Consider the following 24,041-nt stretch of genomic DNA (forward strand, 5'->3'; position numbering starts at 1 on the left):
GTCCATTCTGGCAATTCTTAGTGGCGCTTTCGTGTCGTCAATGCGCACCATCGGGTGGCTACCCGTCACCAGCCTTTCCGATTCCGCCTTTTTTCTTGGTGCCGCCATCGCCTCCCTCATACTGACCAGCGGCGTAGGACGATTATTACTCGAGGAGCGAAAAAAGCGGCTCAGTGCCGACGTACGCGCTCGCCAGGAGGGGCAGCTCAGGGCCAAAATCGAGAAGGATTACGACCACCTGATGAAGACCCACCGGGTGACCGGCAAACCCAACCGCGCAATACTGGAAGAGTCCCTTGAGACACTCAACAGCAAAAAAGTCCCCTACACCCTGTGCCTGATACGCCTGCAACGGTTCAACGAGATAGAACAGACACTGGGCTACCGCACGGCCGAGGAACTGCTGAAAACCTACCTGCGGCGCATGAGCCGCTTCCTCGAACGTACCTTCGAGGCCCGGTTGATCAGAATCAATGGGCACGCCCTGGCCAGCATTGACACCATCAACCATGCGTTCGCCTTCTACCGCGGTGATGAGACTAATTCCGATAAGCACATCATGAACGAACTGACAGCATGGCTTGGGACGCATTTCCGCGAAGGGCGCTTTGCCTTCTCGTGGAGCCCGTCGGTGGGCATTGCCCATGCCCCGGAGCACGGCCCCGATGCGGTGGGTGTGCTGTCTTCAGCAGGTTTTGCCTCACTCAGTGGTGATCAGCCCCTGTGCGAATATGATCCCTCGGTCGCTGAATGGCAGTACCGTCAACAAATGCTGATGCTGGATGTTGAGGATGCCTTGACCAATGGCAGCATGTGGCTGGAGTATCAGCCCAAGGTGGGTGTTCGTGATGCGCGAACCAGTTCCGTGGAGGCGCTGATCCGGTGGCATCATCCGGAGTTTGGCAAGGTTCCGCCGGACCACTGGGTTCCGTTGGCCGAACAGGTGGGCATGATCCACCCGGTGACACTGTGGGTAATCAACCAGGCTTGCAGTGACTACAAACGCTTGATGCTGAAATACGGCAGCAACATAGCGGTCGCCGTGAATATCTCGGCCAAAGACCTGGCTCACCCTCGGTTTGACCAGGAGGCAATGGAGATCCTCGCACGTCATGAGATGAAGCCCGGGGAGCTGATCCTGGAAATTACCGAAACCGCCATGATGGCGGATCCCGAAGCCGCACGGGTAATGATCCACACTCTCAGCCAACAGGGCTTTCGCATCGCCCTGGATGACTTTGGCACCGGTCACTCATCCCTGGGTACGTTGGCCAGTTTCGACCTGGACGAACTCAAGATCGATCGCAGTTTTCTGGAAGATATTCTCGATCATCCACCCCGACAGCGTATCTTTCGCGCTGCCCTGGAACTGGGCGAAGCCCTGGATCTGGACGTGGTGGTGGAAGGCGTGGAAGATGAAGCCATCGCATTGTGGCTTCAGCAGTTCCCCGGCCTCCATGGCCAGGGATACTACTGGGGGCGTCCGGAACGGATCAGGGCAGATCGGTAACAGCTCCAAGGGATGCGGAACTGACGGTGCGGGCATACTTCGCCAGCACACCGCGGGTAAAGCGGGGTGCCGGTGCCTTCCAGGCCTTGCGCCGTTTCTCCAGCTCCGCCTCCGACACATCCAGCTCAATGCGGTTGGTCACTGCATCAATGGTGATGGTGTCACCATCTTCCACCAGGGCAATCGGACCACCCTCTGCCGCTTCCGGGGTGATATGACCGACCACAAAGCCGTGACTGCCACCTGAGAAACGGCCATCGGTAATCAGTGCCACATCACTGCCAAGGCCCTTGCCCATGATCGCCGATGTGGGGCTGAGCATCTCTCGCATACCAGGGCCACCTTTGGGCCCCTCGTAACGGATCACCAGCACATCACCGGCCACCACCGTACCATCGAGAATCCGCTCCTGGGCCTCTTCCTCGGAATGGAACACCCGCGCGCGACCAGTAAAGTGGGTGCCTTCCTTGCCGGTAATCTTGGCTACGGAACCGGTCGGTGCCAGATTGCCGAACAGAATCCGCAGGTGGCTGTCGGCCTTGATGGGATTGTCGAATGCATGAATGATGTCCTGGCCTTCCGGGTACGGCGCCACGTCCGCCAGGTTTTCCGCCAGGGTCTGGCCGGTCACCGTCAGACAGTCACCGTGCAGCAGCCCGCGCTCCAGCAGCATCTTCATCAGCGGCTGAATACCGCCGATAGCGACCAGTTCGGACATCATGTAATGACCGCTGGGGCGCAGATCCGCCAGCACCGGCACCCGCTTACCGATCTCCACGAAATCGTCCAGTGACAGCTCGACCCCCACGGTACTGGCCATGGCCAGCAAATGCAGAACCGCGTTGGTGGAGCCGCCCAGGGCGATCACCACGGTAATGGCGTTCTCGAATGCCTCCCGGGTCATCACATCCGAGGGCTTGATGTCCTTCTCCAGCAGATTCAGCACCGCTGCCCCAGCGGCACGACAGTCCTCCGCCTTGGAATCGGACACCGCGTTCTGCGCCGAACTGCCCGGCAGGCTCATGCCCATGGCTTCAATGGCCGATGCCATGGTGTTGGCGGTGTACATGCCACCGCAGGAGCCTGGGCCGGGAATCGCGGTTTCCTCGATCTGCTTCACCTCGATCAGATCCAGATCGCCGCGGGCATGGGCCCCCACCGCCTCGAACACCGAGATAATGTCGGTGTGGTTTTCCCCGGGCATGATGGTGCCTCCATAGACAAAGACCGACGGGCGGTTCAGCCGCGCCAGGCCCATGATGCAGCCCGGCATGTTCTTGTCACAGCCACCGATGGCCACCAGACCGTCGAAGCCCTCACAACCGGCGGCGGTTTCAATGGAATCGGCGATAACTTCCCGGGATACCAGAGAGTACTTCATGCCCTCGGTGCCATTGGCGATGCCGTCGGACACGGTGATGGTGTTGAAGATCAGAGCCTTGCCACCGGCATCGTCAGCACCGGCCGCCGACTCTTCCGCCAGGCGGTTGATGTGCATATTGCACGGAGTCAGATTGCTCCAGGTAGACGCAATACCCACCTGGGGTTTGCGAAAGTCTTCATCGGTAAAGCCCACGGCCCGCAACATGGCACGGCTGGCAGACTTGCCGAGCCCATCCACCACCGGGGCTGAGTAACGACGGCGCTTGTCCTCGGTCATCGACGTCTCCTTGCTGGTATCCAAACAAACGAAAACGCCCTGTCCGACCACGAGGTCCGCCGACAGGGCTCAATTCATTCAGATTGTCAGAAAAACCGGCTCACAACAACGCTATCAGGCCGGGATCAGCTCATAATCTTTCAGCTCAAGCGACGCCATCTGCCGTGCATACTGGGTGGCAAAACCCGGGTACATGGTCGCATTCACGCCATCTTCAGTGAGATACCAGCTCTTGCAACCGGAGTTCCAGTTGGTCTTTGCCAGCCGTTTCTGAATCTTCGAGTTGTATTCGTCCTGAGCCTCGCCGCGCACGGACAACGTCTTCAGATTCTTGTCCAGAATCGTCTTCACGCCTTTGACGATGTAGTCAATCTGGGACTCCATATACACCAGCGCCGAGTTGTGGCCCGGACCCGAGTTGGGGCCAAAGGTGAGGAACAGGTTCGGGTAGCCCGCCACGTTAATGCTCTTATAAGCCTGGGCACCACGTTTCCACTCCTCGTCCAGTTTACGGCCACCCGCGCCACGGACCGGGAACGGCGTACCGGAGTGGCCAACGTCAAAGCCGGTGGCAAAGACGATACAGTCAAACTGGTGCTCAATACCTTCGGCCGTCAAGATGCCGTTCTCGGACATCCGCGTGATCGGCCAGGTAATCAGTTTGCAGTTTGGCTGCTGCAGAGCCGGGTAATAGTCGTTCGACACCAGGATGCGCTTGCAGCCAATGCGATAATCCGGCGTCAGCTGACGACGTAGCCAGCGATCCTTGACCTGGCGCTTCAGGTGCCAGCGACCCAGCCGCTCCGCCAATCGGGTCATCGGCGAATTCCAGATCACTGCCAGGGCCATGGATTCGTGCGCCAGGTACAGCCCTTTGCGCAAAGCGGACTGACTCGCCGGCACCTTGCGGAACAGGGCCTTTTGCCAGTCCGGTGTGTCGAAATCCGGACGCGGCACCACCCATGCCGGCGTACGCTGGAAGACGGTCAGCTTGCTGGCGTCTTTGACCAGTTCCGGGATGATCTGAATGGCGCTGGCACCGGTACCAATCACCCCGACCTTCTTTCCGCGAAAGTCGTAGTCATGATCCCAGGCGGCACTGTGCACCTTGTGGCCCTGATACTTTTCGATGCCCGAAATATCCGGGAAGCTGGCGTTGGACAGTGGCCCCTGTGCCATAACGGCTGCTCGCCCGCTGAATACATCGCCCTGGTCGGTCGTCGCGTTCCAAATCCCCTGATCCTCATCAAAGGCCAGATCACTCACATTCTGGTTGAAGCGAATGTACTTCTCCAGATCGAAACGTTTCACCATGGCCTTGATGTAGCCCAGAATTTCCTCACTGCCCGAGAAGCTGCGGGACCAGTCCGGGTTCTGATCGAAGGAATAGGAGTAAAGATTGGACGGGATATCACAGGCTGCACCCGGATAGTTATTATCGCGCCAGGTCCCGCCGACTTCCCCGGCCCGCTCCAGAATCACGATGTCCTTGATTCCGGCCTGCTGTAATCGGATGGCGGTACCCAGACCGGCAAATCCGGCGCCCACAATAAGCACGGTCGCAGGTTTATGCTTTTTCACACTTGTTGCAGGCGTCTTTTTTGCTGGGGTCTTGGGCTTTCGGGAAGGGGTCGCATTGGTCATATCATGTTCTCACAAACAAATAGGGCACGCGGTGCCTCATCAAGCAGGCACCACGCGTCTTCATCCAGGCTGGATCAGGCAGTCGGTTCGTAGGTCAGCTCTTTGACCCAGGACGGTACCGCCGGCAAGAGCTTGCGGGGGATGTAACTGGTGGCCTTTACCAATGCATCAACCGGCACGTGGTAAAACTTATTGTTCCGATCCACCATCCAACGACTGTGGAACTTGATGATCTGGAACCAGGGGTTGCTACGACCTTCCCTGGTGCGACCGCCGATTTTCTCGAATTTCTCCATGCACGCGTACAGCTTTTCTTCCGACAGGCCCATAGCCACCACGTTGTCACGCATCTTGTTGAGCAACGGGAAGTAGGATGCGATCCCCAGGATCACCCGCGGGTTCGCGATTTGCGCCGCCATTTCGACCGTTTTGATATAAGTCGCACCGTGCCCCTGCATTTCCATCACAGAAAAGCCAACACCGAGGTGACGGGACTCATCATCGTTGATCTTCTCAAAAGCCTGGTGACAGACGGGATCGTCCACGGTATCGAGCAGGAACTTGCAGAGCGCGCCATCCAGGGCAATTTCCAGCATCGGCACCACAGTACCCAGCACGTATACCGGCACCTCATCGCTGTGGCGATCCAGCCACTCGATAATCAGTCGCAGGTTGATGTTCGGCTCTGGCAACTCGTCACCGTCGAGCATGCCCCAACGCTTCATCAGCGCCATTTCGACGTTGGCGTGGCGCTGCTCTTCGGCGTGAAAATAGGTGTAGATTTCACGCAGGGTATCTGTCGGGGCTTTCTTGGCCATGGCCGCGAATGCCCGGGCACCAACATGCTCGATCCACATCAGATCGGTCATGAAGTCCTTGAGTTTTGGCCACTGCTCTTCCGTGATCAGATCGGCACCCGGTGCATCCCAGTCGATATCCGACAGGGACCATTGGGTGCTCTTCACTTTCGCCAGCATTTTATCCAGGTCAATCATCGCCATGATGCATACTCCTTGCGGCCAGTGTGTTCAGTGCAGCCGGCTGACACCAAACCGGTTAATCAGCCCGATACCCCGTGCATAGCTGCGCGGGACCAGACGCTTGGCACGCCAGATCATGCGAGCATCGAACTGCGGCATCACGTAAAGATCGCCCCGATCCAGGGCATTCAGAGCATCGTTCACCACGCGCTCCGGCGACATACCGAAACGGTCCATCAAACGGTCAAACAGCTTTGATGACTCTCCCACAATACGACCGTTGGCCTTGATATTGGTTTTCACCAGGGTCGGACATAGTCCCGTCACCGAAACACCGGAGCCAGCCAGTTCGACCGCCAAGGTTTCGGTGAGTGCCAGCGCGCCCGCCTTGGTGACGTTGTAGGCCCCCATCAGCGGAGCCGCGGAGAAGCTGGCAGTGGACGCCACATTGATAATGCCACCACGCCCCAGTTGTTTCAGCTTCGGAGTAAAGACATGGCAGCCGTGAATGACGCCCCACAGGTTGATACCCAGGGTCCATTTCCAGTCCGCGATGGGTGCCTCGCCCACGGGTTTACCACCGACACCGACACCGGCGTTATTGATCACCAGGCTCACCGGCCCGGGAAGCACCCGCTCGGCCTCCTCGGCCATTGCTTCGACCTGATTGAGTTTGCTGACGTCGCATTTGAACGCCCAGGCCTGACCACCCAGCTCTTTGACCAGTGCCACCGTTTCCTCGGCAGTAGCCAGGTTGATGTCCGAGCACAGGACAGAACCGCCCCGGCGTGCAATTTCCAGCGCGAACGCACGGCCAATACCACTACCGGCACCGGTTACAACCGCAGCGGCGCCACGGCTGGGTTTATTGGGCAAACGACTTCCAAACATGGAATACCTACACTTTGACTGTCAGTGAATTATCTACCTACAATAAAGCGAACGCTTGTTCGGATTCAATTCGGAAAATTTATGGCCAGAAAACCTGTTCAGCAACGCGCCAAAGCCACCGTGGACGCCATTGTCGAAGCGGGCTTTATTGCCATGGCGGAGCGTGGGCCAGCCGCCACAACAACCCGGCAAATTGCTGATATTGCTGGGGTTGGCGTGGGCTCTCTGTATGAGTACTTCGAGAACAAGGAAGAGATCTTCCGGGTGATGAGCGAACGGTTCGTCGCCGATACCATTGCCATGATCCAGCCGCTGATCCCGACCATTGTTCGGAAACCGATTAAGGAAGCGGTGCTGGATTTACTCGGACATTTTCGGGATTTCCTCCAGGCCAACAACGAGCGCTATCTCAAGTGCGCACGCTACGCCATGGCGCTGGACTTCGAACAACACGTGGAACCGCTGCAGAAGACCCTGTCGGAACTGGTCACCCAGTACCTGATGCACCATCCGGAGACCCTGAAGATCCGCAACATACCGACCATGAGCTACATCATGATCAATGGCGGCATCTATTCGGTGGTGCGGCACCTGTGTGATCCTGCGCCGCCCATCACTTTTGATGAACTGGCCGGGGGACTGGCGGATATGGTGAGCCATTACACCGAGCGTGAGATGGCGCTGGTCTCACCCTAGCGATCAGGTTCCCCAGCCGGATTGACCTCCGGATGACCTGCATCAAAGGCCGCTCGGAGGGCATCATCTACAATCCCTCTAGACCTTTGCGCCATGGAGGCCCGTCATGTCATCACCCAGCCACCCGGAACCGGCTGCTCCATCACACGGATGCCCTGATTTTGAACGCTGGTGGCACGGTTACGGTGTCATAAAGCATTCCCCGGCGACCTGCGCCAGGGCCAAAGCGATGGCCGACGGACTGGTCGCCGAGGGACGACAACCCGACACTGCGACCGTTTTTCGCAAGCTGTGCGCGCTGGACCGTCTGACCAGTGTGGGGTTATGGCTGGTTGCCCACATGACCTACGCGAATCGGGTGGATATTACCGGTCAGCCACTGAAAGCGCGAGACTTCAAGAGTCATCCGGAAGGCCACACCGGCGGCGCCCTGAACATGGTACCGGCCTATGCCGCCTATCTGGCACTGAACAATCTGACCGGGGAGACCCGCAGCTGGCTCATGGGCCAGGGGCATTGCGTTGCCGCCATTGACGCCCTCAACGTGCTGACAGGCAACCTGCATCCGGAACAACTGGACCGGTACCAGGGCCCTGAAGGGCTGTCCGTGCTGGCAACGGATTTTTACAGTTACCGCCAGCGACCGGATGGCGGTATGGCGGCGCCGCTGGGCAGCCACGTGAACCCCCATACCGCCGGCGGCATTATGGAAGGCGGATACCTCGGCTTCGCTGAACTTCAGTACGCGCACATGCCGCTACCCGGAGAGTCCCTGGTGGCGTTCCTGTCGGATGGCGCCGCGGAGGAACAAAGGGGCAGTGACTGGGTCCCCCGATGGTGGCGGGCTGAAGACTGCGGTCCGGTGATGCCCATCATGATCGCCAACGGACGCAGGATCGAACAGCGTACCGAACTGGGCACACAGGCTGGCCTGGAGAGATTTGAAGAACATCTGGCTGACCGGGGCTTTGCACCGGTGCGCTTTGACGGCCGCGATCCCGCCGCCTTCGTCTGCGTGCTGTATGAAATGGAAAAGAACCTGAACGAAAACGGGCGGCGGGCGGCCAAGGGTGAGCAACCCTACCCCGTTCAGGTTCCCTATGGCATTGCCGAGACCATTAAGGGGTACGGCTTCTACGGCGCCGGCAATAACGCCGCTCACAACTTGCCCCTGCCCGGCAATCCACGGGTGGATACGCGGGCCCGGGAACTTTTCCAGACCCACGCTGACCGGTTGTGGGTGGCGCAGGATGAGCTGGCCGGGTGTATACGACAGCTTAATCAGCATGAAGGACAGCAACGCCCTCTGGAAAGAGATCATGCCCTGGCGGTACGAAACCCTCCGGAACCAGTCATCCCCAAGATCCCCCAGGCCGGTGGCCAATGCTCTCCCATGCAGGCCATCGACGATTTTTTTACCGCGCTGGTGGCCGCCAACCCCGACATGCGGGCAAGGGTTGGCAATCCCGATGAACTCGCCAGCAATCGGCTCAACGGTGTCCTGGCGCAACTCAAACATCGGGTGAACGATCCCGAGAACGATCAGGAATCGGTGCAGGGCAGGATAATTACCGCGCTTAACGAAGAGGCGGTCGTGTCTTCTTGCCTGGGTAACAAAGCGGGGCTGAACCTCGTAGCCAGTTATGAGGCGTTCTGTGTAAAAATGCTGGGCGCCATCCGCCAGGAACTGATCTTTTCCCGGAACCAGAGCGAAGTGGGTCGGCCCGCCCGTTGGCTGGGCTTTCCGGTGATTGCCTCGTCGCACACCTGGGAAAACGGCAAGAACGAGCAGTCCCATCAGGACACCACTTTCTGTGAGGCGATGCTGGGGGAAATGAACGACGTGTCGCGGGTGGTGTTTCCCGCCGACTACAACAGTACGCTGGCAGTTTTGCCCAGAATTTATCAGGGCCGGGGCACCCTGACCTGCATGGTGGTACCAAAGCGTGAGCGCCCCTGCCTGTTCAACGAAACCGAGGCCCAGACTTTGGCCCGCAACGGCGCGCTGGTGGTGGACGAGGACACCTCCGACGGGGAACCGGTGCTACTGATTGCCAACGGTGCCTACCAACTTTCGGAGCTGATCCATGCCTGCGAAAGGCTGCGGGATACCGCTACCCCCTTCCGGCTCGTCTATCTGCAGGAGCCGGCCCGCTTCCGTCAGCCACGTGACGTCCACGAGGCGGCGGCATGTCTTTCCGAGTTTGAGCGTGAGCGGCTGTTTCCGTTCCGGCTTCACCGCCGGGTGGTACTGACCCACATGCGTCCAGAGGTGTTCCGTGGCCACATGCATCCGCTGTTTCCCGAACCACGACAATCCAGAGTGCTGGGGTACATCAACCATGGCGGCACCCTGAACGAAGCCGGTATGCTGTTTGCCAACCGCTGCTCATGGGCCCATGCCCTGACGGCTTGCGCCAGTGTCATGGAGCGCCCTCCCGGCGAGTGGCTCTCCGGTGCCGAACTCGCCGCCGTGGAAGGCCGGGGCGATCCCTCTGTGATTACGGGTGGCTGGACCTAGGCGCCAGCCTTCAGTTGCTCACCGATTTTTCAATTGGTGAAAACAGGGCCAAACCCCATATTCCAGATCAGAACCGACCCCACACGGGTAGACACCAGAATAACCAGTGCCACTGTCAGCAGAGCACCACCGTACATGACCGCACGCTCTTTCTCGATTCCCATCACGATGGGCAGGCCGTCATACATCAGCCAGGCGCCGTAACAGGCAGCAACGAGAAATACGATGGCGTTGAACCAGGGCACCGGGTACAGCAGGGCAAATCCCGCCAGGAACAGCGGGGTGCAGGAGTAGGACGCCAGGGCAATACCATTGGAAGGGACATGTTCTTCCACAGCCCCGTAGGTTTTGGCCATCCAGTTGATGGCATAACCCAGCGCAAACACACCCACCAGCATGGCCAGATAGGTCAGGACACTGAGCTGCATGGCGCTGATTTCCGTCAGCTTGATCAGGCGGTCGTTACCCACTGTCCAGCCAAAGTGGGCGGTGGAAATGTAAGCGCATACTGGCGCAATCGCCGCCAGCACCAGCACATAGGCCACATAGAGACGGCGAGGTGGTGCGTGTTCTTTCCGTATGGAAATCCACTCGTCATCGGGATGGGTGAAAAGACCAAACGCGTGTGACAGGAGCATTGCCGTCCTCCGGTTCTTTTTATTGACTGCTTTGAAATACGCTTCATTGTAAAAGCTAGATCAGAACGGCAAAAAGCTCCAGTCACAATCAACTATTGCGAGGATCGGTTTTCGCCACCCAATGCTGATCCATATGGCGATCCCGGAAAGACAGCAGGATTTCGACATCGTCGAAGCTCACCAGATCCCGGAAATCCAGCCAGTCCACCAGGCAGTACAGACAGATTGCCGGGTAATTCCACCGCTCGAACTGACCATCTTTGACCATCGCCGCCAGTGTTCTCAGGGTCGTCATGATGCGCTCACGCTGCAGGTTGAAAAACATGACATCCGCATGGGTATCAAGGCCCGAGCGCTCGGACAGCAGTAATGTCACCGCCGAATCGTTGGCAGCGTCAATCAGGGTGAGCTGATTCTCCTGATTCCAGGTCAGCGGGTCCCGACACTGTTTGGCACTCAGGTAACGGGCAATAATGCGGGAGTCGTAAATTTCCTGGTCACCGTCAACCAGCATCGGAATCTTCAGGGCCGGATTGCTGCGACGAAGTTCGTCACGTCCCTCACCGTAGATGTTGAGATTGACAAAATCATGGGGTTCTTCATCCAGTAAAATGCGAATACGGCGAACGTAGGGGGATGTCGTCGAACCAATCAGTTTCATGTGTTCTCCAGTCTTCGGCGGGTTAAATTCCCAGCAGGGACGCAGGATCGGTAAAGGCATGCCCAGTTGCCTGTGCCACCTCCCCGTAGGTTATCTTGCCCTGGTATACATTCAGGCCATGCAGCAGATGAACGTCCTCTCTCAACGCCTGCTCCGGCCCCCTGTTGGCCAACGCCACAATAAAAGGCAGAGTGACATTATTTAACGCCAGCGTTGACGTGCGGGCAACCGCCCCGGGCATGTTGGCCACACAATAATGTACAACGCCATCGACAAGATAGGTGGGGGCATCATGGGTGGTCGGCCTGGAGGTTTCAGTGCAGCCACCCTGGTCAATGGCGACATCTACAATCACACTACCCTCCAGCATGCGGGCGACCATGTCACGGGTCACCAGCTTCGGCGCCGATGCACCGGGAATCAGCACCCCGCCGATGACAAGATCTGAGTCGATCACCGAATGCTCCAGGGTTTCGGCATTCGAAAACAGGGTAATGATCCGATTGCCATACAGGTGATCCAGTTCCCGCAGTGTGTCCATGTTTCTGTCCAGCACGGTCACCTGGGCTCCCAGTCCGACCGCCATGGCCACGGCATTCTGACCCACGGTGCCACCACCAATTACCGTCACCCGGGCCGGCGCCACGCCGGGTACACCACCGAGCAGTACGCCTCGGCCACCCAGGTTTTTCTCCAGGCAATGAGCACCAGCCTGGATCGACATACGGCCGGCTACTTCCGACATGGGGGCCAACAGCGGTAGCCGGCCGCGGCCGTCAGTAACGGTTTCATAGGCGATACAGATTGCTCCGGAGCGCACCAGATCATCCGTCTGCGCCTTGTCCGGTGCCAGATGCAGATAGGTAAACAGGGTATGGTCTGCGGTCAATAATGCCCGTTCACCGGTCTGTGGTTCCTTGACCTTGACGATCAGCCTGGCGGCCGCAAACACCGCAGCCCCATCATCGAGAATCTGTGCGCCGGCATCACGATATAACCCGTCAGAAAATCCGATGGCGGCACCCGCACCGGTTTCCACCAATACCTCATGGTTATGGGAGGTAAGCTCCCGCACAGCCGCCGGGGTCATACCCACACGGTATTCGTGGTTCTTTACTTCCCTGGGGACGCCTATCTTCATCAGTCATACCTCAACGGCCAGCGGCGAACAGTGTTTCCTGATGCAAAGTGTAGTAAAAAGGTCAGGTATCGGAAGACGTAATCAAACCAACAAGGAGGATGAACACCCGTGAAGACGATCACAACCGCCCTTTCTGCCGCCACTTTCGCATTGTCACTGACCAGCACACAGGTAATTGCCGACATGCAGACAGAAACCGTCGAATACACCGTCAATGGGGACACGTTCACCGGTTATATTGCCTGGGATGATGATGTTGAAGCCAAACGCCCCGGCGTGCTCGTCGTCCATGAATGGTGGGGCCATAATGAATTTGCCCGCGGCCAGGCTGAAAAGCTGGCTAAAGCCGGCTATACCGCCTTTGCACTGGACATGTATGGCTCAGGGAAAGTCGCTGACCATCCCGATGACGCCAAGCAGTTCATGCAGGAAGCCACCAGCGATATCGACAACATCAAATCCCGCTTCATGGCGGCGATGGAGCTGTTACAGAACCATGACAGCGTCGATGGCGACCGCATTGCCGCCCAGGGGTATTGTTTCGGTGGTGCTGTGGTTCTGAATATGGCCCGTCTGGGTGTCGATCTGGATGGCGTGGTGAGCTACCACGGTGCTCTCGGCAGCTCTATCAAAGCCGAGGCCGGCAAGGTCAACGCCCGCGTGCAGGTCTACACCGGTGGAGCCGACCAGATGGTGCCGTCTGACCAGGTTGCAGATCTGGTCAGGGAAATGCAGGATGCCGAAGTGGATCTGACACTGGTGTCATTCCCCGGAGTTCTGCATTCCTTCACCAACCCGGAAGCTGACAGGATTGGCAAGGAATTCGGCATGCCTGTCGGCTACGATAATGCCGCCGCCAAGCGTTCCTGGGACGGCACTCTGCGATTCTACAACGAGATTTTTGCGGAATAAGCAGACACGAGAAGAATCGCATTACAGGGCACCAGCAATGGTGCCCCTCACTTCCTCCATCAGCTCGTCGATCGACTTGTCACTGGTAGTGACCGGCGGATGGATAACGATTTCAATAACACCAGGACTGAAAGCGGCAGAACCCTTCGGCAGGCGATCGTGAGAGCCCCGTATGGTCACCGGAAGTATCGGCAAATCCCCATCCCTGGCAATCACAAAACCACCTTTCTTGAACGGCAACAAATGACCATCCAACGAACGCGTACCCTCGGGAAACAATAGTATCCCGGTGCCATCCGGCAGCTGTGCAACACCACGCTTGATACTCTCCAGGGCAGCACTGCCTTTTGACCGGTCAATAAACAGGTTTCTTGAGGTTTCCAGCGCCAGCCCGAACAACGGCACTTTTCTCAGTTCTTTCTTGATGACCCAGCGATACTGCAGCCCCAACGCCAATACCAATGCCGGCGGATCATAGTAGGACGCATGGTTACTGAGAATGACGTAGCGCTGCCCCGGCACAATGTTCTCCTTCCCGGTTACCACCAGGCGGATACCAGTTACCTTGAGGATGATCCAGGCAAAGACCTGAGTGCCATGGAAGGCTGCATCACCACGCTTGCCCAGCAAGGCAGCAATGACAATCGGGAAGAACAACAGCAGAGTCAGCAGGGCAGCCCAGAACAGAATCCAGGTGGCTTTGAGGAATCGCAGCATAGAAGGGGTTCCTGAACATCTCGACAATGCCAATCATTAATGGGCAACAGGAGCGTAAAGATTACACAGGAAGACTGATATCGCAAAAATCAGGAGGGGCCAAAGACATAAAAAAAGGCAGCCGAAGCTGCCTTTTTTGGCGGTTATTGCTTAATCCGTGAGGGATTAAAGAGCAACAACGTTCTCCGCCTGAGGACCTTTCTGGCCCTGGGTAACGGTGAACTCAACCTGCTGGCCTTCTGCCAAGGTTTTGAAACCGCTGCCCTGAATAGCGCTGTAGTGAACAAAAACGTCCGGGCCGCCTTCACGAGTGATAAAGCCAAAGCCTTTTGCTTCGTTGAAGAACTTAACAGTACCGGTAGTAGTAGACATACTTAAACTTCCTGAAATCAATCATATTATCTGCTGCCAGACACCTTCGTGGTGCGGGGTCAGCGTTTTGCGGAAATACAGAACTCGCGGAATCAAAAACAGGACGGTCACTACTAACTGCGGAGGTACGTCTTATTCATGAACTGCTTTGCTGAATCTTTCCTACGCGAAACACTCTACTCCGGAATCAGCGGATTGCCAAGGGTATTTTCAACAATTTGTGTAGGTAAAGGTACCCATCAGCTGCGCAGCAGGCCAAACGTATAAATTCCAAGCGCTGTCATAAGGATGGAGCCAATTACATGGGCCAATACGCCAGCAATGGCCATACCCCATTTGCCTTCCTGAATAGCGGCAAACATTTCCAGTGAGAAGGTCGAGAACGTAGTTAGAGCACCGCACAGGCCCGTGATGGCGAACAGTCGCCACTCCGGGGCCAGTGAGCTGCCGTGCATAAAGAACCCGATTAACACACCAATCAGCCACCCCCCGACCAGGTTGGCAACCAGGGTACCGATGGGAATTGCGTGGTAGCTGGCGTTCAGCCAAAGACTCAGGGCCCATCGTAAGTTGGCGCCGATCACGGCGCCAACACTCACAGCAACAAAAGACAGCCACATATCAGCGGGCTACCCGGTTACGCAGGGTTGTGATCAATCACTGTCTCCTTGTTACGGGCAAACTCGTCAAACGCAAAATCATCCACGGTGAGCATTTCCAGCACCACCGCTTCGTACTGCCGCATGAAGTCTGCTTCTTCCTTGGTATAGACACCGGCCTCCAGTGCCGCCTCGAAACGCTCTTCCGGGTGCAATGCGGTCATTGGCAACTCACCCTTCGCATAGGCCTTGGTGACCTTGCGGTAGAGCTGTTCAGCCTTGTCATAATCCTTCAGCAGACCGTTGTAGCGAGCCAGCGGATTTTCCACTTTGCCTTCACCATCGGTGGTCCAGGTGCTGGCGATCAACTTGCCACGGATTGGCGTGTCGGTGGACATCGCACGAGCCAGACTACGCGACAGGTCATCATGGGGAGCGTCCCAGTGGCGACCAAGTGGCATGGTCACTGCACGCAAAGCCGCTGCAACCGGACGATTCGGCAAGTTCTGCAGGAATTCGTCGAGCGCGTTTTCGGTGCGGTGAAGCAGTAGTCCCAGACTGTATTCCATCACTTCCCTCTCACCTTCCACCGGCTGGGTTTCGTGCCAGTTTTTCAGCACCATGGACGCCAGATACAGATTGGAAAGCATGTCACCGAGTCGCGCGGAGATCAGCTCGCGCATTTTCAGTTCGCTACCGAGGGTGGTCATGGCCGCATCACCACACAGACCAAAGGCGGCGCTGAAGCGGGCAACGGCCTGCGCGTACTTGCGGCTAGCGCTGTCGAACGGAACATCCGCACGCCCTATTCCGAGGGCCTGAGTAAAGGCACGGGCGGCATTACCGAAGATCAGGCCGGCGTGACCGAAGAAGGCATCATCGAACGCCTCGATGTCATCATTGTCCTTCGCAGCCAGCTCCTTGAGCACGTATGGATGACAACGGATCGCGCCCTGACCGAAGATCATCAGGCTGCGGGTCATGATGTTGGCGCCTTCCACGGTGATGGAAACCGCGGCACCACTGAAGCCGATACCAAGATAGTTACGAGGTCCAAGAGTCACCGTCTTGCCGCCGTGAACATCCATGGCATCGGTCAACACACTGCGCTGGAATTCGGTCAGGTGGTACTTGAGGATCGCCGATGGCACCGCAGGCTTCTCGCCCTTGTCGATCATGTTGGCGGTGTGGTTTACCGCCGCCTGGGCAATGTAGGTCTTGGCGGCAATCCGCGCCAGTGGTTCCTGCACCCCTTCCATATCCGCTACCGGGGTATTGAACTGACGACGAATCCGGGTGAAGCCACCCGCCGTACCTACGGCGTAGGCCGCAGCACCGGCCGCACCGGACGGCAGGGTGATACAGCGCCCCACGGACAAGCATTCAACCAGCATACGCCAGCCCTGACCGGCCATTTCCTGACCACCGATAATGTAATCCAGCGGGATGAAGACATCCTTGCCCTTGATCGGGCCATTCAGGAACGGATGGCCAATGGGGCAATGCCGGCGACCGATTTCCATACCCTTGGTGTCACGGGGAATCAACGCACAGGTGATGCCGTAGTCTTCCTTATCACCCAGCAATCCATCCGGGTCGAACATACGGAACGCCAACCCTACCACGGTGGCAATCGGCGCCAGGGTAATCCAGCGTTTCTCGAAGTTGAGCCGGATGCCCAGCACTTCCTTACCGTCTACTTCCTGCTTGCAGACAATACCGGTGTCCGGCAGAGACGTGGCATCAGAACCGGCCCGAGGACCGGTCAAACCGAAGCAGGGAATCTCACGGCCGTCCGCCAGACGCGGCAAATAATGGTTTTTCTGCTCGTCGGTACCGTACTTGACCAGCAATTCACCCGGGCCGAGGGAGTTCGGCACACCGACGGACACCATCAACATTTCGTTGGCCGCCAGCTTCTGCAGTACCGCAGTCTGGGCCTTGGCAGAAAAGTGCAGTCCGCCATACTCCTTCGGAATAATCATACCGAAGAATTTCTCTTTCTTGAGAAAATCCCACAATTCTTTCGGCAGGTCAGCACGCTCGACCGCCACGTCCCAGGCATTACACATGGAGATGGCCTGGGTACACTGGTTATCCACGAATGCCTGCTCTTCATCACTCAGGCCAGTGTTGCGATTGATCAACAGGTTGTGCCAATCGGGCTGACCGGTAAACAGCTCACCATCCCAGCCCACGGTGCCCGCTTCGAGAGCAACCTTCTCAGTCTCGGAGACTTTCGGTGCCACTTTCTTGAACATGGCGAATATGCGCGGTGTCAGCCAGTTTTTGCGAAACCCTGGCAGCCCGGCTGCGGCGGTCACGCCGGCACCGATAAACAGGATCAGCGCGAGGGTTCCGGAGGCGAAAATCAGGGATATCAACCCGACCACCACCATCACACCAATGGCCGGTTTGGCACCGGACTCCCGGCGCATCACGGTCAACAGACCGGCCACCGCAATCACGAACAGAATGAAAGTCATCATAGGGTCTCTCTGTCATTCATGGATTGAATATCGAAGACTACATTTCGTTACGTTCAAGGTAACCGATCAGATGATTCCTCGCCAGTAATCACATCATGATCAGGCAGTTACAATCACACGAATACCTTCCAACGACAGGCTGGCCTGCGTGAGTGCCGATTTCGCCGCCTCGAACTGGTCCCGGAAAAATCCGATTTCTTCGTCCCGGATCGCCGGGTTCACTTTCCCCAGCGCCTCAAGGCGACGGATTTCCGGCTCAAACACGCGACTCAACTGCTCAAGCGCTTTCTCACGCATCGGTTCCAGGTGAGGATCTGCCAGCCTCTCGGCATGATCAACCAGGGTCTCCACCTGCGGCCGGATTTGCGGCACTATCGCCTGCGCAGTGCGACGGCGGATATTGGAGCAGAGATCGTTCAGGCGATCATGGGGCAACGCGGCAGACAAATCGCGACCATTGACGTCCACCAGCAACCGCAGCGGCGACACCGGCAGGTAGCGTGACAACTGCAGGGACTCCGGCGCCGGACAGTGCACCGTGAACAAGGCCTCCAGCAACAACGTACCTGCAGGCAGGGCCTTGACCGAGAGACTGGCGAGCGCGGCCTTACCGAGGCCGGAGCTGGTTACCGAGTCCATCACGCCGGTCACCAGCGGGTGCTCCCAGCTCATGAATGCCATGTCTTCGCGCTCGAGTGCCTGCTGGCGGCTCCAGGTGACCGTCAGACCGTCTTCGGGCAACTCGGACACATGTCCGGCATGGTATTGTTCTCCGGGCTTGAGCACATCCGCATGCTCGGAATGATCTTCCATATCCACGCCGAGGATATCGAACGCTTCCACCATGTAATCCCGCACTTCGGCGGAGCCTTCTTCCTCTTCGATCTGTTTGATCAGATCGGTCGCCACGTCACGGCGACAGGAATTCATCTCAATCAATGCATCACGGCCATTCTGCAACAGCGTGCGCAGACGGTCGGCTTCCGTTCTGGAGTCCGTTACCACGGTGTCCAACTCTGAAGATTCACCATCCACCACACGCTGCCAGTCTTCCTGCACATCACCCTGGACCGCCACACCAACGGAACAGCTTTCATTGAAGGCATTGAGTCCCTCATGGAACCAACGGAACTGGGCTTCCTGGACCGTGCCTTCCAGGTACGGAATATGAATATCGATGGTGTCGGACTGACCAATACGATCGAGCCGCCCGATGCGCTGTTCCAGCAGGTCGGGGTTCGCCGGCAGGTCAAACAGCACCAGGTGGTGGGCAAACTGGAAGTTGCGCCCTTCACTGCCGATCTCGGAGCAAATCAGTGCCTGTGCGCCCTGCTCGGTGTCCGAGAAATAAGCCGCCGCCCGGTCCCGCTCGATCAGGCTCAGGTGTTCGTGAAACGCGGCACTGCGGATACCGGCCCGCAGTTGCAGATAACGCTCCAGCGCCATGGCAGTACTGGCGTGAGCGCAGATTACCACCACTTTGGCCGGTTTCAGGCTGGCCAGGGTTTTCTCCAGCCAATTAACCCGTGGGTCTTCCGCCAGCCACTGTTCCTCGTCAAGCGCACGCTCAGGCGTCAGGTTGACCAGCCCAAACCGGTGGGACTGATAGCTGTCGGGACAGGGCATGGGGACCGGCAGGGCGCGCCGCTCGGGAAAGCCCTGAATGGCGGCGCGGGTGTTGCGGAACAGCACGCGACCGGTACCGTGGCGATCCAGCAGGGCATCAATGATGGCCTGTTGTGGTTCGGCCGCCTTTTCCAGAACCGTCAGCTCGTCACCCAACCAGTTCTCCAGGGCGGACCGATCGTCCGGTGGCAGCCTGTCACCGTGATCTTGTAAGCGGCGCACCACAGCATTGATGGCTTCGTATTGCTGCTCTTCCTCGCGGAAAACGTCCAGATCGTGGAAACGAGCGGGATCCAACAGGCGTAGGCGGGCAAAATGACTGGCAACACCTACCTGCTCCGGTGTTGCTGTCAGAAGCAACAGACCCCGGCTGGCCGCCGACAGATCTTCCACCAACCGGTATTCCGGACTCACCTGGTCGGGACTCCAGGCCAGATGGTGGGCCTCGTCCACCACCATCAGGTCCCAGCCGGCCGCTACGGCGTCCTTTTCGGCCTGCGGGCTGGACTTCAGGAAATCGAGGCTGCACAGCACCAGTTGATCGCTTTCAAACGGATTGACCGAAAACGCATCTCCGAACACCTTGTTTACCAGCGCGTCGACGTCGTCTTCGCTTTCGGCCAGCGCGTCGTACCGGCTCTGATCAATAATGGAGAAACGCAGGTTGAAACGCCGCAACATTTCCACCAGCCACTGGTGAATCAGTGAATCCGGCACCACGATCAACGCCCGCTTTGCGCGACCAGTGTGCAGCTGGTAGTGAAGGATCAGACCCGCTTCAATGGTTTTGCCAAGGCCTACCTCATCGGCCAGCAACACCCTGGGGGCATGGCGACTGGCAACCTCATGGGCAATGTAGATCTGGTGAGGCAGATGCTGGGTGCGCGCCCCGATCAGGCCCTGGGCGGCGGATGCCCGCAGACGCTCCTGATGCTGCAGTGTTGCAACGCGAAGCCGGAAGGCGCCGTTGCGGTCAAACTGACCGGCAAAAAGACGTTGGTGCGGTGCCGAGAAGTTCACCGAGCTGCTCAGCTTGACCTCGGAGATCTGCTGGATGCTTTCACCATCGTCTGCGTGGTACATCAGGACGCCTCCCAGATCCTCCACCTCCTGTACGGTAAAGCGATCACCATCGAACGTCTCGATCTCTTCACCGACCTGATAAATGATCCGGGACAGGGGCGCATTATCAATGGCGTAGGTGCGCTCTTCGTCGGCTGCCGGGAACCCGAGGGTGACCCGACGTCCCGAGATATCGGTGACAATTCCAAGCCCGAGCCCGGTATCGCTGTGGCTGACCCAGCGCTGGCCGATGACAAAATCCGATGCGTCCAAGAAACCTCCGTCGCGTTTCAATTCAGGGTGTCTGTAAAGTCGTTGTTTCTGTCAGTGCCATTACTTCAGTTGCTTGTAGTCTGCACCACTCTCACGCACCCAGTATGCTGCCGCGCCACACACCGCCGCCGGCACCACTACCAGGTTCAGCACCGGCACCATGGCAGCCAGGGCCACCGGCAACCCGAAACCGAAGGCAGACAACCGGGTATCGCCCAACAGCTTGCGTAACGCGGGAAAGCTGACCTTGTGATTGTCCGCCGGGTAATCCACGTACTGCAGCGCCATCATCCAGCTGTTAAAGAGGAACCACAGCACCGCAGCCACCAGATTCACCACCGGAATCAGCCCGAGGATCAACAGGCCGATGGCCCGCGGCAGGTAGTAAAGAATCTTCTGCACTTCCCGCCACAGGGCACGGGGGATATCACGGATGATCTGGCCCCAGCCATCGTCCGTGCTGACCTCCTGGCCAGTGAGATGCTTCTCCGTCAGTTCCGCCAGATAACCATAGAAGGGCGACCCGATCAGGTTTGCCAGAATGACAAACCCATAGGCCAACATCAGCAGAATCACCACGCCGTATAGGATCCAGAACAGCCAATCCAGGCTCTGCAACCAGGCCCAGTCCGGCAACCAGCCCATGGCGGCTGCGATCATGGCGGCAAACAATTCAGCGAGAAAATAAAACAGCAGACCAAACAGCAGGATATTGATAATCAAGGGAATAATGACGAACAAGCGCAGACCAGGCTGTCTGATCAACCTGAAACCTTCACCGAGGTAGCCCAGGCCACGAAAAAAGTTTCCCTTCAACATAGGTGGCATTACCTCCGCTTTAATGACAGTGACGGGGCGCAAAGCATACCATGTTGCCACACTTACCACAGCCCGATGAGGCCCCGAATTCCACCGATGGACACACACAAAGGCCGCCTTGAACAGATTCTCGATTGCCGCCCTCTGTGGCAACTGGCGTTATTCATATCCGTCATCGCCATCCTTTACCTGGCCACCACCAGTCAGCCTTACCCGCTGCCGTCGTCCCCAAATGACAAAATCAATCATCTGATTGCCTTTACCGAGCTGACCATTCTCGCTCGATTGGGCTGGCCCCGCATGCCGGGTATATGGCTGGTTGCTGGGCTGTGTCTGTACGGCCTGGCGATTGAACTGGTGCAATCCCAACTGCCCTATCGCGAGTTTTCCATGGCAGATCTGATCGCAGACGCTGCAGGCATTGCGATTGGCCTGCTGCCCTGGCCGGGTTTAAGACGGGGAGTCCGCACTCCCGAGTAGGCCAGGGAGATGGATGTGAGATTTCCCCTCAGGATCATGTGCGATATTTCCTACGCAGGCGTAAGCCCTTACGGAAATATCGCGTAAGTGCTCCGACAAGCAAACCCAAGGCAAAACCCAACATGCTGTTTTTACTTGGTTAAACAAAAGCGTTAAATATATGACATCTAATGGACAGGCATATGTCACAAGTTTGTCAGACCAGGCTTGGTATAGTGAATTCGTCAAGGATGACAGGGAAATGGAAGACGCACAGGACGCACCCCGGCAAATGGACGCAGGGAGAGGCAGGGATACATGGACGCCTCGCTTAAAGGATAATTATCTGGAACGCTGGCTAGGATGCTGGCACCACGGAGTGGATCAAGGATAACGCAACACGGCAGTTGCAAATTTCGCAAGGACGCGACGACCTGTTCCGAAAAAGGGCAGCCTGAGGGTTGCCCTTTCTTTTTCTATGCTCCCGGCAACCCGTCCACCAGATAAATCCGGACCTGATTGAATTCCTCGAATTCGTTGAGATCCGGCCAAGTCCGACCCTCAATCACCGTTTGACGCTGGTACCGCTCGTCCCCCAGGTTCTTGACCCGAGAATCCGCAAGCAGCACCTGGGGGGCGGCGGCGTGAAATGCCTGCAACAACGGCTTGTTTTCCGGATCGTAGAGCACGTCCGCCGCCGTCACCATGTCGATGCCTTCCGGCTTTGCATGCCAGTCTCCACACAGGGTCACTGCAACGTTGTTCAGCCGCGCATTGGCAGTAGCGGCATCCAGTGCAGCCGGGTCAAAGTCGCAGGCAATGGCTTCAGCCGCGCCAGCCATGGCCGCGGCGATCGCCACCACACCAGAGCCAGAACCAAAATCCAGCACCCGTTTACCAGCCACCCGGTGTGGATTTGCCAGGATCCAGGCCGCCAACACCTGGCCACTCGCCCAACAAAACGACCAGTAAGCGGGCTCCGCCACCACAGCCTGCGCCTCATCATGACTCAGCGGCCCGTCCAGCACCGAGGGGTCGAACAGGTAGAGGGCGATTTGCGGACACCCAGCCGGTCGGGTAACCGCCACTCGTCCACGACTGAGGGTCTTCTGAAGGTGGTGATTGAGTACATCCTCGTTCATCACTACTCCGGTGTCACTGGTTAGGAAAGCGCGGTATTGTAGCCTGCGTCAGTCGACAGCCACACCAATATGCGAGCAAAAAAACACGGTCTTCGCTATACTGCTGCGACACTTTTCCCATGACCCAGACGCTGAAATGGCCTCCAGACCCGATACCGACGATTACCTGTCTCTGTTCCTGAACGACACCCCGATGATGGACGTCCGCGCCCCGACGGAGTTCAGCAAGGGCAGCTTCCCCAGTGCGGAAAATGCCCCGCTGATGAACGATGAGGAGCGTCACCGGGTCGGTATCTGCTACAAGGAAAAGGGGCAGGACAAGGCCATTGAACTGGGCCATCAACTGGTGTCCGGCGACATCAAGGCCCAGCGCATTGAAGCCTGGAAGCGCTTCATTGCCAGCCACCCCGAGGGTTACCTGTTCTGTTTCCGGGGCGGGTTGCGATCACGCCTGACCCAGCAATGGATCAAGGAAGCAGGCATCAATTACCCGTTGGTCAAAGGCGGCTATAAAGCACTGCGCCGCTTCCTGATCGACAGCCTGGAGTCCCTGATCGCCTCCTCCGAGTTTCGAATCCTCAGCGGCCGGACCGGGACCGGCAAGACCCGGGTGCTGCAGCAATTGCCCAACCCCGTGGATCTGGAAGGTCTGGCCAACCATCGCGGTTCCAGTTTCGGGCGCCAGGTTACGCCCCAACCCTCCCAGATCGATTTCGAGAACCGTCTGGCGGTTGCCATGCTCAAGGCCACCCACCACCTTGGTGGCCCGATTTACCTGGAGGATGAAAGCCGGCTTGTGGGACGCTGTGCCCTGCCGGAAAGCCTCCGGCAGCGGATGTCGGAAGCGCCACTGATGGTACTGGAACAGCCAATGTCCGAGCGGATAACCATTATCAGGCAAGACTATGTGGAAAACATGCTCGCCGACTATACTGCTCGGGATGGCGGGGTAGCCGGTTGGCTGAACTTCCATGATTACCTGCTGAGTGCCCTGGATCGAATCCGTAAACGCCTGGGCGGGGAGCGCCACCAACATCTGCGAATGCTGATGACGGATGCGCTGGACCGACAGCAGGACAACGGCGACCTTGGTGGTCACGACCGCTGGATACAGGCATTGCTGGAAGACTATTACGACCCGATGTACGACTATCAATTGAGTCAGAAGAAGGGGCGGATGGTGGTCCAGGGCAGTCCGGCTACCATTGTTGACTGGGCCAATCGCTAAT

The 24,041-nt window shown here is 57.8% G+C and carries 20 protein-coding genes; 6 read left to right on the plus strand and 14 right to left on the minus strand.

Annotated features, from left to right (window positions below; translation table 11 throughout):
* Positions 1-1,510: GGDEF domain-containing phosphodiesterase (locus MARLIPOL_RS18640; RefSeq protein ID WP_012137144.1), on the plus strand; the 1,510-nt coding region annotated here is incomplete at its 5' end.
* Here MARLIPOL_RS18640 and ilvD read toward each other — a convergent pair.
* The 4 genes from ilvD to MARLIPOL_RS05710 form a co-directional block, all read right to left on the minus strand.
* Positions 1,494-3,170, minus strand: a complete 1,677-nt coding sequence (gene ilvD / locus MARLIPOL_RS05695; protein ID WP_012137145.1) for a dihydroxy-acid dehydratase — start codon at positions 3,168-3,170, stop codon at positions 1,494-1,496. The two genes, MARLIPOL_RS18640 and ilvD, sit on opposite strands and share 17 nt — an antisense overlap.
* Before the next feature lie 114 nt (positions 3,171-3,284).
* On the minus strand, positions 3,285-4,751 hold the full coding sequence (locus MARLIPOL_RS05700) for a flavin-containing monooxygenase (protein WP_228677573.1): 1,467 nt from the start codon (positions 4,749-4,751) through the stop codon (positions 3,285-3,287).
* Positions 4,752-4,888: 137 nt separating this feature from the next.
* A complete protein-coding gene (locus MARLIPOL_RS05705; RefSeq protein ID WP_012137147.1) occupies positions 4,889-5,815 on the minus strand; it encodes a ferritin-like domain-containing protein in 927 nt (308 codons plus the stop codon).
* A gap of 27 nt (positions 5,816-5,842) precedes the next feature.
* On the minus strand, positions 5,843-6,670 hold the full coding sequence (locus tag MARLIPOL_RS05710; protein WP_228677574.1) for an SDR family NAD(P)-dependent oxidoreductase: 828 nt from the start codon (positions 6,668-6,670) through the stop codon (positions 5,843-5,845).
* 96 nt (positions 6,671-6,766) lie between these two features.
* On the opposite strand from MARLIPOL_RS05710, the gene MARLIPOL_RS05715 reads away from it, so the two are divergent.
* Complete coding sequence (locus MARLIPOL_RS05715; RefSeq protein WP_012137149.1) at positions 6,767-7,381, plus strand: TetR/AcrR family transcriptional regulator; 615 nt, start codon at positions 6,767-6,769, stop codon at positions 7,379-7,381.
* Between the two features lie 106 nt (positions 7,382-7,487).
* Positions 7,488-9,902 (plus strand): phosphoketolase family protein, encoded by a 2,415-nt coding sequence (locus tag MARLIPOL_RS05720; RefSeq protein WP_012137150.1) that lies wholly within the window; start codon positions 7,488-7,490, stop codon positions 9,900-9,902.
* Between the two features lie 29 nt (positions 9,903-9,931).
* On the opposite strand, the gene MARLIPOL_RS05725 is transcribed toward MARLIPOL_RS05720, so the two are convergent.
* From MARLIPOL_RS05725 to ald, 3 genes are all read right to left on the minus strand, one after another.
* A complete protein-coding gene (locus MARLIPOL_RS05725; RefSeq protein ID WP_012137151.1) occupies positions 9,932-10,540 on the minus strand; it encodes a Yip1 family protein in 609 nt (202 codons plus the stop codon).
* Positions 10,541-10,628: 88 nt separating this feature from the next.
* Complete coding sequence (locus tag MARLIPOL_RS05730; protein ID WP_012137152.1) at positions 10,629-11,201, minus strand: glutathione S-transferase N-terminal domain-containing protein; 573 nt, start codon at positions 11,199-11,201, stop codon at positions 10,629-10,631.
* Between the two features lie 22 nt (positions 11,202-11,223).
* Entirely contained in the window at positions 11,224-12,342 is a 1,119-nt protein-coding gene (gene ald / locus MARLIPOL_RS05735) for an alanine dehydrogenase (RefSeq protein WP_012137153.1), read from the minus strand.
* A gap of 108 nt (positions 12,343-12,450) precedes the next feature.
* Between ald and MARLIPOL_RS05740 the strand changes: the two genes are divergently transcribed.
* Positions 12,451-13,254 carry a dienelactone hydrolase family protein gene (locus MARLIPOL_RS05740; protein ID WP_012137154.1) on the plus strand — a complete coding sequence of 268 codons (804 nt, stop codon included), beginning with the start codon at positions 12,451-12,453 and terminating at the stop codon, positions 13,252-13,254.
* Positions 13,255-13,275: 21 nt separating this feature from the next.
* On the opposite strand, the gene MARLIPOL_RS05745 is transcribed toward MARLIPOL_RS05740, so the two are convergent.
* The 6 genes from MARLIPOL_RS05745 to cysZ all read right to left on the minus strand — a co-directional run bounded on the left by MARLIPOL_RS05745 (position 13,276) and on the right by cysZ (position 21,211).
* On the minus strand, positions 13,276-13,971 hold the full coding sequence (locus MARLIPOL_RS05745) for a lysophospholipid acyltransferase family protein (protein ID WP_012137156.1): 696 nt from the start codon (positions 13,969-13,971) through the stop codon (positions 13,276-13,278).
* A gap of 165 nt (positions 13,972-14,136) precedes the next feature.
* On the minus strand, positions 14,137-14,343 hold the full coding sequence (locus MARLIPOL_RS05750) for a cold-shock protein (protein ID WP_008172950.1): 207 nt from the start codon (positions 14,341-14,343) through the stop codon (positions 14,137-14,139).
* Between the two features lie 239 nt (positions 14,344-14,582).
* Positions 14,583-14,963 (minus strand): fluoride efflux transporter CrcB, encoded by a 381-nt coding sequence (crcB, locus tag MARLIPOL_RS05755; RefSeq protein WP_012137157.1) that lies wholly within the window; start codon positions 14,961-14,963, stop codon positions 14,583-14,585.
* 17 nt (positions 14,964-14,980) lie between these two features.
* Positions 14,981-17,428, minus strand: a complete 2,448-nt coding sequence (locus tag MARLIPOL_RS05760) for an acyl-CoA dehydrogenase (RefSeq protein ID WP_222102455.1) — start codon at positions 17,426-17,428, stop codon at positions 14,981-14,983.
* Between the two features lie 102 nt (positions 17,429-17,530).
* Positions 17,531-20,392 carry an RNA polymerase-associated protein RapA gene (gene rapA, locus MARLIPOL_RS05765; protein WP_012137159.1) on the minus strand — a complete coding sequence of 954 codons (2,862 nt, stop codon included), beginning with the start codon at positions 20,390-20,392 and terminating at the stop codon, positions 17,531-17,533.
* A 60-nt stretch (positions 20,393-20,452) separates the two neighbouring features.
* The gene (cysZ, locus tag MARLIPOL_RS05770) at positions 20,453-21,211 is read right to left on the minus strand and encodes a sulfate transporter CysZ (RefSeq protein WP_012137160.1); all 759 of its coding nucleotides are present in this window, start codon (positions 21,209-21,211) and stop codon (positions 20,453-20,455) included.
* Positions 21,212-21,307: 96 nt separating this feature from the next.
* Here cysZ and MARLIPOL_RS05775 point away from each other — a divergent pair, with 96 nt between their 5' ends.
* The gene (locus tag MARLIPOL_RS05775; protein WP_012137161.1) at positions 21,308-21,691 is read left to right on the plus strand and encodes a VanZ family protein; all 384 of its coding nucleotides are present in this window, start codon (positions 21,308-21,310) and stop codon (positions 21,689-21,691) included.
* Between the two features lie 455 nt (positions 21,692-22,146).
* On the opposite strand, the gene MARLIPOL_RS05780 is transcribed toward MARLIPOL_RS05775, so the two are convergent.
* A complete protein-coding gene (locus tag MARLIPOL_RS05780; protein ID WP_012137162.1) occupies positions 22,147-22,812 on the minus strand; it encodes a class I SAM-dependent methyltransferase in 666 nt (221 codons plus the stop codon).
* Between the two features lie 136 nt (positions 22,813-22,948).
* Between MARLIPOL_RS05780 and mnmH the strand changes: the two genes are divergently transcribed.
* Positions 22,949-24,040: a tRNA 2-selenouridine(34) synthase MnmH gene (gene mnmH, locus MARLIPOL_RS05785; RefSeq protein ID WP_012137163.1), complete on the plus strand. Its 1,092-nt coding sequence runs from the start codon at positions 22,949-22,951 to the stop codon at positions 24,038-24,040.
* The last annotated feature ends 1 nt before the right edge of the window (position 24,041 follow it).

The organism is Marinobacter lipolyticus SM19, assembly GCF_000397065.2.
In the GTDB taxonomy this organism is placed as follows: Bacteria; Pseudomonadota; Gammaproteobacteria; order Pseudomonadales; family Oleiphilaceae; genus Marinobacter; species Marinobacter lipolyticus.

Bases quoted from the DNA above. Each gene is read 5' to 3' on its own strand.
- ilvD (WP_012137145.1), bottom strand. From the start codon at position 3,170: ATGACCGAGGACAAGCGCCGTCGTTACTCAGCCCCGGTGGTGGATGGG.
- MARLIPOL_RS05705 (WP_012137147.1), bottom strand. From the start codon at position 5,815: ATGGCGATGATTGACCTGGATAAAATGCTGGCGAAAGTGAAGAGCACC.
- MARLIPOL_RS05715 (WP_012137149.1), top strand. From the start codon at position 6,767: ATGGCCAGAAAACCTGTTCAGCAACGCGCCAAAGCCACCGTGGACGCC.
- MARLIPOL_RS05720 (WP_012137150.1), top strand. From the start codon at position 7,488: ATGTCATCACCCAGCCACCCGGAACCGGCTGCTCCATCACACGGATGC.
- MARLIPOL_RS05725 (WP_012137151.1), bottom strand. From the start codon at position 10,540: ATGCTCCTGTCACACGCGTTTGGTCTTTTCACCCATCCCGATGACGAG.
- MARLIPOL_RS05730 (WP_012137152.1), bottom strand. From the start codon at position 11,201: ATGAAACTGATTGGTTCGACGACATCCCCCTACGTTCGCCGTATTCGC.
- ald (WP_012137153.1), bottom strand. From the start codon at position 12,342: ATGAAGATAGGCGTCCCCAGGGAAGTAAAGAACCACGAATACCGTGTG.
- MARLIPOL_RS05745 (WP_012137156.1), bottom strand. From the start codon at position 13,971: ATGCTGCGATTCCTCAAAGCCACCTGGATTCTGTTCTGGGCTGCCCTG.
- MARLIPOL_RS05750 (WP_008172950.1), bottom strand. From the start codon at position 14,343: ATGTCTACTACTACCGGTACTGTTAAGTTCTTCAACGAAGCAAAAGGC.
- crcB (WP_012137157.1), bottom strand. From the start codon at position 14,963: ATGTGGCTGTCTTTTGTTGCTGTGAGTGTTGGCGCCGTGATCGGCGCC.
- MARLIPOL_RS05760 (WP_222102455.1), bottom strand. From the start codon at position 17,428: ATGACTTTCATTCTGTTCGTGATTGCGGTGGCCGGTCTGTTGACCGTG.
- cysZ (WP_012137160.1), bottom strand. From the start codon at position 21,211: ATGTTGAAGGGAAACTTTTTTCGTGGCCTGGGCTACCTCGGTGAAGGT.
- MARLIPOL_RS05775 (WP_012137161.1), top strand. From the start codon at position 21,308: ATGGACACACACAAAGGCCGCCTTGAACAGATTCTCGATTGCCGCCCT.
- MARLIPOL_RS05780 (WP_012137162.1), bottom strand. From the start codon at position 22,812: ATGAACGAGGATGTACTCAATCACCACCTTCAGAAGACCCTCAGTCGT.
- mnmH (WP_012137163.1), top strand. From the start codon at position 22,949: ATGGCCTCCAGACCCGATACCGACGATTACCTGTCTCTGTTCCTGAAC.